Genomic DNA, 13626 nt, shown 5'->3' with positions numbered 1-13626 from the left:
ATGCTTTCAAAAAATATTTTTATACTTGAGGAAATTACCGCAGCTATCTATTGAAATTTATAAAGAACATTGCGAGGATCCGGGATCAGGACGATGCCGCTTTGATTGCCAGCTATAAAGCCAGCGGCGATCTGGAAACCCTTGGTATTCTTTACAACCGGTACATGCACCTGGTGTTCGGTGTATGCCTCAATTACCTGAAAGATGAGGATCAAAGCAAAGATGCCGTGATGCAGATATTTGAGGAACTCGTCGTAAAGCTGCGTGTCCATGAGGTCCATAATTTTAAGAGTTGGCTGCATGTGCTCTCTCGCAATCACTGTTTAATGCTGCTTCGCAGAACATCCAGACACAGCACAGTATCTTTAGAAGATTCATTTGTGGAAAATCAGGATATTGTGCATCTTGATGTAGACGATGTTAAGGAGCAAAAGCTTACACTCATGGAAAAGTGTATGGAAAAGTTGCCCGAAGAGCAACGCGTAAGTGTGGATCTGTTTTATTTACAAGAGAAGTGTTATAAAGAAGTGGCGGACATGACGGGATACGATATGCAAAAGGTTAAAAGTTACATTCAAAACGGCAAACGTAATTTAAAGATTTGCATAGAAAGGAACAGTGGTGAATAAAGATTGGTTAGACGTTGAGATTTTAACAGATTACCTTGACGGCAAGCTGGACGCCCGGACCATGAATAAAGTGGAGCGCGAGGCGCTTGAGGACCCCTTTGTTGCCGAAGCACTTGCCGGCTTAAGCCGTTCTCCTAAACGGTCAGCCGACTCATTGTCCCTGCTTCAAAGACAGCTTCAGGAGCGGATCTCCGAGCAGCAAAATAGCAAAAAGACTTCTGTTATCACCTGGCAAAGGCTTAGTATAGCCTCGACCGCTGCGGTACTGTTTATAGCGGTTGGTATTGCCTTCTGGATGAGGCAAAACAATTACCGTGACGCGCAGGCCAACCAGGAAAAACGGGTGGAGGTGTCCATTTCACCCAAAAAGGCTCCCGGCAAGCTTGTCCGGCCGGAAGAACAGCTGGCAGCGAGTAAACCTGCCGAGCCACTGGATAAAACAGCGGTTAACGCAAACGTGATCTCTACAGCTGTAGATGATAAGCATAGCCCTGAACTTGCGGAAGCCAGGCAAAATAGCACGGCTGCATCCATTACTGTGGCGGTAGCCGACGATGGGCCGGTGGCCGCGCGGGTGGCCGATAGCGCTGTGCTGGCTGCGGCCAACATCAGTCAGGAGGTTCTGGCAAAGACCGACAGTCTTACAGCCGAAGAACCGGTCATTCGTGGTTACCAGGCGCGCACTAAATCTGCAGTGAGAGGTAATGCACTTACCGCACCCGGACGCGGGATCGCCGATGTGCCGGTCGCCAATATAGAGCAAATACTGCAGGGAAAGGTGTCGGGACTGAATATCCGTGGAGTGGCACAGCCAGGTATTAACCAGCTTAAAACTTACCTTATCAAGGAAAACCGCTTTTCAGCAGGGATTGCCGCTGGAAGTTCTGCGACTTTTCAGATCACCTTAAAAAACAGAAGGCCCGTGAACGTTCAGGTTGTCCACGGGCTTTCGAAACAATATGATCTTGAGGCGGTCCGGCTGATCAGGAATTGGACCAAATGGACCGATGTTCCAGATTCGGTGCCCTTTACGGTAGTAATAAACTACTAAAACAGGTAATGAATTATAGCAAAGGTAAGCGCTGCAAGCGTAGCTGATACCGGTATGGTTAGTACCCATGCCCATAGCAAACTTACCGTAACGCCCCAGCGAACAGCCGAAACCCGCTTTAATAAACCTACACCAACGATTGACCCGGTGATGGTATGCGTGGTAGAAACGGGAATGCCAAAATGTTCGGTGATACCAAGCGTTACCGCACCAGCGGTTTCAGCTGCCACACCTTCAAAAGCGTTCACCTTGGTGATCTTGGAACCCATGGTTTTCACAATCTTCCATCCACCACTCATCGTGCCGAGCGCAATTGCCGCATAACATGAAATCGGAACCCATTCCGGCATCGGGTCGCCCGTGTTCAGCGTATTGGCTGCTACCATGGCTACGTAAATAATACCCATAACTTTCTGGGCATCATTTCCACCATGCGCAAAGCTTAAAGCTGCCGATGATAGCAATTGCAGGCGCTTAAACCATTTCTCGGCAACCGACGGCCTGGCGTTCTTCGACAAATGAAGGATGATGATGGATATGATCACAGAAATAAGCATGCCCAGTACCGGGGCCAGGACAATAAAACTCACAACCTTTAGGATAGGTGTTATATTGATCGCTGAAATCACGCCCGAACCCATGCTGGCTGCCTTCGCCATCCCTGCTCCGGCAAATCCTCCAATGAGCGTATGCGATGAACTGGAAGGTATACCAAACCACCAGGTAAACAAGTTCCATGAAATAGCCGCAATAAGCCCCGCAAGGATAACCTCCAGCGTAATGAAATCTTCTACCACCGTTTTTGCGATCGTATTGGCTACTTTGTGGTCCGTAAAATAAAAGTAGGCTGCAAAGTTGAATACTGCCGCCCATAATACAGCCTGGAAGGGCGACAAAACCTTGGTAGACACGATGGTCGCGATGGAATTCGCGGCATCATGGAAACCATTGATATAGTCGAAAGCAATAGCAAGTACTATTACGACAACCAATAAGGTAGTTACCATTTTTTAAGAATTAAGCGTTCTTCACCAAAATAGACTCCAGCACGTTTGCCGCGTCCTCACATTTATCCGTCGCCAGCTCCAGTGTTTGCAGCACCTCTTTTTGTCTGATCAGCTCGATGGCATCTTTTTCGAATTCGAACAGACGTGCTATAGCCAGGTTGCAAACGTAGTCAGCCTGATTTTCACCGCTGTTGATCCTCACGCAAGCATCAGCAATGACACGGATGTTTTTGAAACTTCTAAGTTCCTTGATCGCCTTCTCCAGGTCGGTACACATCTCTACCAGCAATTCAGCCAGTTTAATCATGGGGTCCGCAATCTTCGTGATGTTGTACAGCTCTATATTGCTTGCCGAAGCATGAATATAGTCAGCAATATCGTCAACAGCACTTGCCAGTGAGTGGATATCCTCGCGGTCGAAAGGTGTGATGAAGTTCTTGCTCAGTTCCAGAAAAATAGAATGCGTGATGTCATCGCCCACGTGCTCCAGGCGCTCCACCTCCTTAATATATTCTTTTCTCTTCTCCAGGTCCGGGGCGCTAAGTGCAAGCAGCAGAGCCTCAGAGATCTGGCGAACGTTACTTCCCGCCTGTTCAAACAGCGGTTGAAATTTTTTATCTTTCGGTGTGAAGAATTTGAAAATGCTATTCATCTTTGATCTAATATGATACAAAAGTATGACCGCAATGTTAAGTTAATGTTAACTGTTGTGTTTTTCTGCTCCGGCCCTCACTAACCGGTTTTTTCCAGTGTAAAGGCAAACGTAGTGCCTATCTGCAAGGTACTGCGCACAGAGATAATCTGCTGATGGGCCTCCAGAATGTGTTTCACAATGGCAAGCCCCAAACCTGTGCCGCCTTCTTCTCTTGAGCGATGGGTATCGATCCGATAAAACCGCTCAAACAACCGGGGCAGATGCTTTTCGTCTATGCCCATGCCGTCATCCGTAACTTCAATCAGGTACTGGTCGTGCAATTCAAAGATTTTAATGGCCGTAGATCCTCCCGGGCGACCATACTTTAAGGAGTTGTCCAGCAGGTTTATCATCACCTGTCTGATCTTTTCGCGGTCGGCCCGGACATAAGCCGGATTCGTGTATTTTTCCTTAAAAAAGAGCTTTATGCCCTTGGTCGCAGCTTTATCTTCCAGGCTTTCCATTACCTCCTTAGCCAGAATCACAAAATCAAACTTCTCGTAATTTATGGGTATCTCGCCGGTTTCAAGTTTCGATATCGAATCCAGATCATTGATAAGATAGCTCAGTCGCTCAACATTGTTGGCTGCTTTCTTCAAAAAACCCTCGGCCATTTCCGGATCATCATGAATGCAGTCCTGAAGTGTATCAATATAGCCCTGTATCGCAAATAACGGGGTCTTAAATTCATGGGACACATTAGAAAGGAATTCCCTGCGGAATTGCTCCTGCTTTTTAAGCAGGTCAATCTCTCTTTTTTTTGCGCCTGCCCACTCCTTTACCTCCTCTTGTACATCGTTAATCGGGTCTGCGCTCACATATTCGCCAAGTGCATCCTTGAGGTCTTTCCCCAGTTTAAGGTTGTGGATCAACTTATATATAAGGACAATCTTAGAGTAAATGTACTTCTCGAGAAGATAGTAAAACACCACAAAGCTTGTAAGGAAAGAAGCGCCGAAAGACACCAGCATATAATAAAGACTATGTTGAAAGTAGAAATTGACCAAGCCAATTGATATGCCCACAGCGAGCGCAGTAATGAGAACTAGTATGCTTAATTTCATGATGTTAATGTCCTTATGGGTAAGCAATTTACAAGTTAAAACCAATAATCACTGCTTTTCTGTAAGATATTTCCAATACCGTTTGGGGACATGTCTGAGATGTAGTTTTGTGTTCTTTCTGGCAGGAATATTGGTACTGTTAAAATAACCTTTCCACAAACCTGCATAAGCGGTTTCTGTCAGGGAAAGCTGGGCTTCGCCTGGTCTGGTCATCCGGTCATACATCTCTCTTTCGAAGCTAACCTGCTCAGGGAGGCCATCTTCACACCATACGCCATAATGCCGTTTAAGATCGTAAATCAGCCAGCGCTGATCTGCATACCGGTCCCTGAAATGCTTTACGATCAGCGGAATAACATTAAAATCCGGCTCAATGCCACAGTAGTAAAGGCCGTCGGCCGAGTGCTGGAAGCGGATAAATGCCTCCATCCTATGCTTTTCGCGTTCCACCATCTTCGCTGTCTTGGAAACGCTGAGCACATTTGGATCCCCATAGTTGTTCTCCGCAGCTTCCGGCGACTGAAAGATAGTACAGGCGAAGTCAAAAAGCGCCTGGTACATTTCGGGGAGCTCCGAAAGGAAGGCCGCATAAAACTTACGGCGCCATGCCGGAGAAAGTTTGCGCTGTAAGCCTGCCCAAACACGGCCAGCCTTTTTTTCGTCCCGGTCTACCGTAAAGACCTGTCCGAACGCATCGGGCTGGTAGCGGTCGGCCAGTCTGAGCATCACCTTGCCAGGCTTGCGCTCAAACCATTCAAACACGGCGCAAAGCAAGCTTTCAAGGCCTCCGTCAATAATGAATATGCAGATGGCGTGCCTCATCCTCTAAAACAAAGTCATTTGGTTTTGTGCTACCTTCAGGTATTTGCTTTCGCTTTCAGCCAGAATAAAAGATTTGATCTGCGTGTGCTGATATTCCTTCATCTGATAGGGGGAGTCTGCGCACCGGATAAAGTAGCGGGCGCGATTATACGCAACACCGATCTTTTTGATCTGATCTATTCGAAGCTTCCCAAACTGACGGGCAGCCACGATTTTTTTTGCAGAATCAACGCCGATGCCCGGAACCCTCAAAATCATTTGATAAGCTGCCGTATTCAGATCTACCGGAAAGCACTGCAGGTTTCTAAGCGCCCAGCTCAATTTAGGGTCAATGTCGATATCGAGGTGCGGATTTTGGTCATTTAGCAACTCATTTACGTGAAATCCATAAAACCTCAGCAGCCAGTCGGTCTGATACAGCCTGTTTTCCCTGGTCAGCGGTGGCTGAGTGCCAATGACCGGCAGTCTGCTGTCATAACTGATCGGGATATAGCCCGAGTAGTAAACCCTTTTTAAAGAGAACTCCCGATAGTAAGCCGCTGCGGTATGCATAATGTCTTTATCAGTTTCCGGCGTAGCGCCTACCACAATTTGTGTGCTTTGGCCGGCAGGCACAAATTTGGGCACACTTTTAATCAGTTTCTTCTCTTCGCCATATTGAACGATCTGCTTTTGCACTAGGCCGAGCGGCTTAATCACGTCGGCATGACTCTTATCCGGCGCCAGAAGTTTTAAGCCGGTTTCCGTAGGCATCTCCAGGTTTATACTCATCCGGTCGGCATACAGCCCTGCTTCCCTGATCAACTCATCACTAGCACCTGGAATTGTCTTCAGATGTATATAACCATTAAACCGTTCCTCCAGCCTCAGTTTCTTGACCACCCTTAGTAACCTCTCCATGGTAAAATCGGCATTTTTAAAAATTCCTGAACTCAGAAAAAGGCCCTCAATATAATTTCTGCGGTAAAAATTAATAGTCAGCGATACCACTTCCTCTACAGTAAACGCAGCCCGTTGTATGTCGTTGCTCTTTCGCGACACGCAATAGGCGCAATCAAAGATACAGTGATTGGTGAGCAATATCTTGAGCAGGGAAACACAGCGCCCGTCTTCCGTGTAGGTATGGCATATGCCAGAAGCGTGACTGTTACCCAAACCCTTATTGTCATTCTTTCGAGTCCCGCCGCTCGATGAGCACGAGACGTCATACTTAGCAGCATCTGCAAGGATGTCTAATTTCTGATTGATCCGGTCGAAGTCCATAGCCAGGTGTTTAGCTAACAAATATAGCAAAAATGCTAATATGGTTAGCTGATTATTCCTGGGATTACTAGTTTATTTGGGCAGACCGGCTTCTTTCCCGAACTGCTCCAGGAATTTGAGCATAAATTCGTGTCTTTCTGCTGCCATTGCCTTGCCGGCAGAAGTTCTCATCAAATCCTTCAGCAGCAGAAGTTTTTCATAGAAATGATTGATGGTAGGCCCCTTCGCCGCTTTATATTCTTCTTTGCTCATGTGAAGGTTCGGCATTACGTCCGGATCATACATCACCCGGCTTGTAAAACCGCCATACGTGAAGGCCCGGGCAACCCCTATGGCACCAATGGCATCCAGGCGGTCAGCATCCTGCACGATATCCAGTTCCCTGGATTGAAACGTCACGCCACCCAGGCTTGCTTTGAAGCTCAAATTTCGAATGATCTGGACAACATGTTCAATGACCTGCGGACTGACTTGCTGCGACTCGAGAAAATTGCGCGCCATGTCGGGACCCAGTTCTTCGTCGCCATTATAGAACTTACTGTCCGCAATGTCGTGCAGTAAGGCTGCAAGCGCGACGACCACGGGGTCGCCCTTTTCGGTGGAATTGATGTTTAACGCGTTCCGGTAAACCCGCTCAATATGCAGCCAATCGTGCCCTGCCTCGGCGTCAGCCAATTGCTTTTTTACGTAGGAAATTGTGTTCGCGATAATTTGCCCCATAAAACTGTCTAGTTGCGCTACTTTTTCCTGGAAATACGCTGGATGATGTCCTTTGCTTCCGTGGTTAAAAGAACAGTAGCCTCAACTTCGAGCAAGATAGCAATATTAAAAAGCCGGTCTATAGATATTTTGCTGTATCCCAATTCGATCTTACTATATGCGTTTTGCGAGATGCCAAGCTTCGTAGCAAGGTAATCCTGTGTATAACGCTTGTGCTCACGAACTTTTCTGATATTCGTGGCCACATTTTTGGTCATCTCCCGGATAAGGTCTTTCATAGAAATAAATGTTCTTAAGCATAAGAACGAAAAAAAAGGGCATGCAGATTTAATGAGAGGTATTTTAGTTTCAGGTGAGTCCGCCTTATGGCGCCGTTGTCTAAGCCATGAGTCCGCCTTTTTTCAGGGAAAAGGCGGACTCACCCCGGACTCATGGCGGACTCACTGCGGACTCACTACCTACTAGGTGGCTACCGTGTCAGTGTTCAGTCTTCTTGAGCCGTCGTATAACTCATACTCCAACATACGGCAATCAAGTTTACCATTGTAAAACTCTATCTTTCGTTCCGCCTTTAAGCCGATCTTCTTAGCCAGGTCGGGATTTCCGGTAAAGATGTAACCAAAATAACCTTTGCATTTTTGCTTCATAAAATCGCCCATGCGCTTGTAAGTGAGCTCCAGTTTAGAATGCACGCCCAGGCGCTCGCCGTATTCAGGGTTAAATACAACCACTCCGGCACCGGTTTCCGGTACCGGGGTCTCCTCAAAGTCGCACACCTCAAATTGAATCAGTCCGTCGACACCTGCGGTCTTTGCATTCTTACGGCTCACTTCAACGGCGTCTTCCGAGATATCACTGGCCACAATATGGATATCCGGATTCTTAATGATCTGATCTTTTAGTATTCTTCGTTCGGCGAAGAAAACCTGCTCGTCGTATCCGATTATGTGCATAAAGCCATAATTCATGCGATAGAGGCCCGGACGTCGGTTCGTTGCAATCAGGGCAGCTTCAATAGCCAGTGTGCCTGAACCGCACATCGGGTTCACAAAAGGCGATTTTCTGTCCCATTTTGTGTTCAGAACTGCAGCTGCAGCAAGTGCCTCAAGCATCGGTGCTTTTCCCGGGATTTTACGGTATCCGTGTTTGGCCAGGGTTTCGCCGGATGTGTCGAGGAAAATATCTGCCTCACTGTCTTTCCAGTACAGGTGTACCACGGTTTTATTGGCATCAGCGCCAGAGTTGGGGCGTACGCCCTTTTTATCTTTAATGCGGTCCACAATGGCATCCTTCACTTTCAAGTTGGCAAACAAGGGCGTTGTAATGGTTGGGTTATCCACGTTGGAGGTCACCGAGAAATATCCGGTAAAGTCAATAAGTTCTTCCCATGCCAATTTCCTTAGCTCCGAATAAAGCTCGTCCGGGTTCCTGGCCTTGAAATGTTTCAACTGGTAAAGGATCTGGCTGGCACAGCGCAGGTTAAGATTCAGTTTGATACACTCTGTAAGGGTTATGTTTAACTCTAATCCGGTAGGGAAATCGCGCACAATCGTAAAACCGAGTTCTTTTACCTCTTCAATCAGATATGGGGAAAGGCGCTTGTTGCAAGTGATGATGACCTTGCTTTTCGTGTGGAAAACTTGCATAATTTATTCTACAAAGTTATCAATAAAAATATAGAGATTTGACTTTCGGATAAGAATAAAAATAGTACTCGATATGGAAATAAAAGGAAAAGTGCACGAAATTGGTGCGCTGCAGCAGGTGAGTGAGACCTTTAAAAAGCGTGATCTGATTGTTGAATACGCAGAGAACCCGACTTATCCTGAATATATCAGGTTCGAGGCGTTGCAAGATAAAACAGCATTGTTTGACAGCTTAAAGCCAGGGGATGATGTTGAAGTTTCCTTTAACCTTCGCGGACGTCCGTGGACTGATAAAACAGGCAAGACTTCGTACTTTAACAGTTTGGTAGTATGGCGTATTAACACATTGACCAATACTGCTGCCGCAGCACCTGCACCGCAGTATGCGCCCCCTGCAGATCTGAACAGTGCACCGGGCGAAGATGACGACCTGCCATTCTAAGCGATAAAGATCTTTTTTAAATAAACAAATTAACCACCGAAGCCGCCTTTGAACAGAGGCGGCTTTTTCTTTTCGATGTTTCCGGTCAATGATTCGTTGTTTTGTCTCATTCGCATACCGGGAGGCTCCGGATGCTTGTCGTGTCTGGGTGTTTGACCGTAAATATTATGTAAGTTTGAAACAGGTGTAAGTCGTTCCGCCCGCATCCTAAACCAATTTGACCAAATTTAGCATGCTAACCTGTAGCGGGAATATCATTAAGCGGGCTTTTGTTGTTTTATGCCTTGTTTGTCTTTCGGGCTTTGGCCATGCCCAATATCATTATTTCGAGCGGCTTCAGGCCGATGAAGGGCTGCAGCACAATTCCGTTACCGCAATTACACAGGATCGTAAGGGTTTTATCTGGGTTGGCACTAAGGGTGGACTGAGTAGGTTCGACGGTATTGCTTTCAGGAATTTCGTCATGCCTGATGAGCGGTCGGGCGCGAACTCGATCAGCGCTTTACACGAAGACCGCTCAGGCAGGTTATGGATCGGCACATTGGCGGGCCTTTTCATATTCGATCCGCTTAATGAAAAGATCGAGCGGGCGGCTTTTCGGGCGATTACCATTACCAATATACAGTCTGACAGTGCGGATAATATTTGGATGGTCGCCGGCGGCAGGATACATTCGTACAGATACCGCACAAAAAAGGACATCAACACGGGCGTGCTTGCATCGGCATTTGGTTTCGACGAGCGGGACGTTTTGTGGCTCGGTACGGCGAAAGGTAAACTGAAAACGCTTCGCATTAGCGGATCAAAGCTTTTCCGAACGGATATCGAAGCGCCCGGAGACCCACTCGCTTCAACACCTGTCACACGCATTCTTCCCGTAAAAGAGGGCCTGCTGATCGGCACTAGACGGGGCTTCTTTCGTTATAACGCAAAAACAGAGAAAATCCAGCCCTTGCTGACAAAAAATCCGGATGGTACACATGTTTATGTAAGGGATATCAAGGTGATGTCGGACGGAAAATACTGGCTGGCAACCGAGTCGGGGATATTTATTTATGACGCCCTGAACCAAACGTATACAAATATCCGCAAGCGAGCAGGTGACCGGTATTCACTCAGTGATAATGCGGTCTACACGCTTTTCCAGGACCGGAGAAAGGGAATATGGGCAGGGACTTTTTTCGGAGGATTGAACTATTTGTCGAAAGAAAACAATGCATTCGAAAAGTTCTTTCCGCTGAGTTCAGCTAACTCGATCTCCGGAAATGCCATACGTGAAATTTGCGAGGACCAAGACAAGAATATCTGGATCGGGACGGAGGATGCTGGAATTAACAGGTTTGATCCGGCGACCGGCGAGTTTGCCCATATATCGAACGGGAAGCTGCCCTCAGACCTTTCTTATCCGAATATTCATGGTCTGCTGGCGGTAGATAACCGTATTTATGCTGGCCCGTTTTTGCAGGGACTTGAGGTGCTCGACAGGCATTCGGGAAAGGTAGTTGAGCGGCATCCCATTGTACAGTATCCTGAAAACAGCTCGAACGCTTTCGTAATGTCGATCTTTAAGACTTCCACCGGCCGGATACTGGTAGGTACCACCGCTGCCGGAGTGTTTGAATACGACCGGACAAAGAAACGGCTGAGGCAGTTTCCACATATTCCTCATAAGTCTTTCGCTTTTGCGATCGCTGAAGACCATGCAGGCACCATCTATACGGGAAGCTATGCGAACGGCATATTTTACTATAATCCACGTAGCGGAAAGCGGGGAAATATCAGTTTCAAGAAAAACAGCGACCTGTCGCCCGGCGACGATATTGTTCATGGGATCTATGAAGACTCGAAACATAGCCTTTGGCTTTCCACGGAAGGCGGGGGACTGATCAGGTTGTCGAGGGACCGGAAAACATTCAGGCGGTTTTCAACCAGGTCTGGCTTCCCAACAAACAATATTTTCCGGGTGTTGGAAGACGGGAAACAGAATCTTTGGATCAGCAGTTTGAAGGGGCTGATCTGCATGGATCTTAACAGGGGGCAATTTCATGTGTACGGAAAATCGAATGGCTTGCTTACAGATCAGTTCAACTACAATTCTGCATACAAAGATAAAGCAGGCAAGATGTACTTTGGTTCGGTTCAGGGAATGATTGCCTTTCACCCGGATTCCCTGAAGGTAAAGACGGCGGTTCCGCCGCTTTACATTACCTCAATACATGTTGGCGAAGGCAAAGCAGCCGACGAGCAGCATGACAAGCATTTTCAGAAGCCAGCAATCTATTCAGATACGGTAGAGCTCACATACGATCAGTCGACTTTTGATATTGCCTTTGCTGCCCTGGATTATTCGGCAGCCGGTTTAATCCGGTATAAATATAAAATGGAGGGCTTAAACGAAGATTGGACCTATATGAACAGCAACAGGAAGGCCTACTTCACGGACTTGTCTCCCGGCACCTATAAATTCATTGTTCAGGCCAGAAGCAATATCGGTCTCTGGGAAACGCCTGAACGTATTTTGACGATCAGAATTTCGCCGCCTTTCTGGAAGAGCATCATCGCCTATGTATTGTATGGTCTGCTGGTCTGCGCCGTCATATATACGATCGTTTACTTTTATCATAAAAGTATCGAGAACAAAAACCGCCGAAGAAGGCAGCTTTTCGAACTCGAGAAGGAAAAAGAAGTATATCAGGCTAAAATTGAATTTTTTACGAGCATTGCCCATGAAATTCAAACACCGCTGACACTGATAAAGGGACCGGTTGACTGGGCGCTTAGTAAAATTGAAGACGTGCCTACGGTACGCAGAAACCTGAAACGGGTGAAGAAACATACCAACAGGCTGATCACACTCACCTCACAACTTCTTGATTTCCGGAAAACGGAATTGTACCAGTTCAGCCTGAATTTTGTCTCCGCAGATATCAATCAGCTGGTGTTGGAACAAGTGAATTTGTTCTCTTCACAGCTCAAAGAGAGAAACCTGGTTGTCGAACTCGATCTGCCTGAGCGCCATATAAAAGCCTATGTCGATAAAGAAGCCTTTACCAAGATTATCAGCAACCTTATATCGAATGCGGGTAAATATGCCGAAAAACATATATATATCAGGCTTTTTACACCGGATGATACGACGGATGTTTTCAAGTTTCGGATAGAAAACGACGGTGATGTAATCCCGGAACGGTTCGGGCAAAAGATATTTGAGCCCTTTTACAGGATCAAGAACGAAAACAGTATTCATGGTACAGGCATAGGGCTTTCCCTCGCGAAATATTTAGCCGAACTTCACGAGGGCAATCTGATGTTCATTGTAAATGCTGAAATAAATATTTTTGAGCTGGCGTTGCCTGTACACCAAAAAATTCAGTTTGATTTAGAACGTTAAAACACGATAATATGAATGAAACGATTCTGCTTGTAGATGACGAAACAGATTTACTGCAATTTCTCTCGGAGGTGCTTTCAGAGCAGTATACGGTACTTACTGCGCCTGGAGGAAATCAGGCGCTGTCGCTTCTGGAGGAATATCCTGTTCATCTGGTGGTCAGCGACGTGATGATGCCGGGCATTGACGGATTTGAATTATGTGCAGAAATCAAGTCGAACGTTGAATACTGCCACATTCCGGTAATTCTGCTCACAGCAAGGAATACAATTACGGCAAAAATTGAGGGACTTAAGCATGGTGCTGATGCTTACATTGAAAAACCTTTTTCTCATGACCTGGTAATGGTACAGATTGCTAACTTGCTAAAAAACCGGTCGAAGATAAGAGATCATGTTGTACATGATCCGTTCAGCCACATCAGTTTCGGCGAGCAGTCCAGGTCGGACGCACAATTTCTGAAAAAGCTTAACGAATACATCCAGCGCCACTTGGGCAACAGTGATTTCGACATCGATGACCTTGCGCAGCATATGCATATGAGTCGCCCAACGCTTTACCGGAAAATAAAGCATTTGCTGAATGTACCGATCAAAGATATCGTTACCCAGGCCCGTCTTAAGAAGGCTGTTGAACTGATGGCCGAAAACAATCATAAAATTTTTGAAATCGCTGAAATTGTGGGTTATAAGTCGCAGACGGTGTTCGGTAAGAATTTTCAGCGCCACTTTAATCAATCGCCACTTGAGTATATTGCCGCTTTAAGGAACAGATCAAAATTGAGAAACAACTGATTATCTTAAGAGAGTCGGTTGGGGTTGATAATGAGATAAATAGGCTAAACAATGAATAAAATAGCTGTTCGATAGTGTTTTTATTTGTAGTAGCAATAGTGCT

General features: G+C 46.5%; 13 protein-coding genes. 5 read left to right on the top strand and 8 right to left on the bottom strand.

Annotated features, from left to right (window positions below; translation table 11 throughout):
- Window positions 1–50 precede the first annotated feature (50 nt).
- A complete protein-coding gene (locus J3P40_RS01970) occupies window positions 51–629 on the top strand; it encodes an RNA polymerase sigma factor (RefSeq protein WP_256002308.1) in 579 nt (192 codons plus the stop codon).
- Window positions 622–1680, top strand: a complete 1059-nt coding sequence (locus tag J3P40_RS01965; RefSeq protein ID WP_256002306.1) for a hypothetical protein — start codon at window positions 622–624, stop codon at window positions 1678–1680. The genes J3P40_RS01970 and J3P40_RS01965 overlap by 8 nt, the downstream gene beginning before the upstream one ends.
- On the opposite strand, the gene J3P40_RS01960 is transcribed toward J3P40_RS01965, so the two are convergent.
- From J3P40_RS01960 to J3P40_RS01925, 8 genes are all read right to left on the bottom strand, one after another.
- On the bottom strand, window positions 1677–2687 hold the full coding sequence (locus J3P40_RS01960; RefSeq protein WP_256002303.1) for an inorganic phosphate transporter: 1011 nt from the start codon (window positions 2685–2687) through the stop codon (window positions 1677–1679). The two genes, J3P40_RS01965 and J3P40_RS01960, sit on opposite strands and share 4 nt — an antisense overlap.
- A gap of 10 nt (window positions 2688–2697) precedes the next feature.
- Window positions 2698–3339 carry a DUF47 domain-containing protein gene (locus J3P40_RS01955; protein WP_256002300.1) on the bottom strand — a complete coding sequence of 214 codons (642 nt, stop codon included), beginning with the start codon at window positions 3337–3339 and terminating at the stop codon, window positions 2698–2700.
- Window positions 3340–3419: 80 nt separating this feature from the next.
- A complete protein-coding gene (locus J3P40_RS01950; protein ID WP_256002297.1) occupies window positions 3420–4445 on the bottom strand; it encodes a sensor histidine kinase in 1026 nt (341 codons plus the stop codon).
- Window positions 4446–4493: 48 nt separating this feature from the next.
- On the bottom strand, window positions 4494–5267 hold the full coding sequence (locus tag J3P40_RS01945) for a TIGR03915 family putative DNA repair protein (RefSeq protein WP_256002294.1): 774 nt from the start codon (window positions 5265–5267) through the stop codon (window positions 4494–4496).
- 3 nt (window positions 5268–5270) lie between these two features.
- A complete protein-coding gene (locus tag J3P40_RS01940) occupies window positions 5271–6530 on the bottom strand; it encodes a putative DNA modification/repair radical SAM protein (protein ID WP_256007042.1) in 1260 nt (419 codons plus the stop codon).
- 72 nt (window positions 6531–6602) lie between these two features.
- Window positions 6603–7250 (bottom strand): HD domain-containing protein, encoded by a 648-nt coding sequence (locus J3P40_RS01935; protein ID WP_256002291.1) that lies wholly within the window; start codon window positions 7248–7250, stop codon window positions 6603–6605.
- A 17-nt stretch (window positions 7251–7267) separates the two neighbouring features.
- A complete protein-coding gene (locus J3P40_RS01930) occupies window positions 7268–7528 on the bottom strand; it encodes a helix-turn-helix domain-containing protein (protein ID WP_256002288.1) in 261 nt (86 codons plus the stop codon).
- Window positions 7529–7711: 183 nt separating this feature from the next.
- The gene (locus J3P40_RS01925) at window positions 7712–8896 is read right to left on the bottom strand and encodes a THUMP domain-containing class I SAM-dependent RNA methyltransferase (RefSeq protein WP_256002286.1); all 1185 of its coding nucleotides are present in this window, start codon (window positions 8894–8896) and stop codon (window positions 7712–7714) included.
- A 73-nt stretch (window positions 8897–8969) separates the two neighbouring features.
- Between J3P40_RS01925 and J3P40_RS01920 the strand changes: the two genes are divergently transcribed.
- The 3 genes from J3P40_RS01920 to J3P40_RS01910 all read left to right on the top strand — a co-directional run bounded on the left by J3P40_RS01920 (window position 8970) and on the right by J3P40_RS01910 (window position 13523).
- On the top strand, window positions 8970–9338 hold the full coding sequence (locus tag J3P40_RS01920; protein ID WP_256002283.1) for a DUF3127 domain-containing protein: 369 nt from the start codon (window positions 8970–8972) through the stop codon (window positions 9336–9338).
- A gap of 232 nt (window positions 9339–9570) precedes the next feature.
- On the top strand, window positions 9571–12729 hold the full coding sequence (locus J3P40_RS01915; protein WP_256002280.1) for a ligand-binding sensor domain-containing protein: 3159 nt from the start codon (window positions 9571–9573) through the stop codon (window positions 12727–12729).
- An 11-nt stretch (window positions 12730–12740) separates the two neighbouring features.
- Window positions 12741–13523 (top strand): response regulator transcription factor, encoded by a 783-nt coding sequence (locus J3P40_RS01910; protein ID WP_256002278.1) that lies wholly within the window; start codon window positions 12741–12743, stop codon window positions 13521–13523.
- The last annotated feature ends 103 nt before the right edge of the window (window positions 13524–13626 follow it).

This window comes from Pedobacter deserti, assembly GCF_024436415.1.
GTDB lineage: Bacteria > Bacteroidota > Bacteroidia > Sphingobacteriales > Sphingobacteriaceae > Pedobacter > Pedobacter faecalis.
Note: the sequence above shows the minus strand (reverse complement) of the source record. Positions and strands in the feature narration are given on the sequence as shown.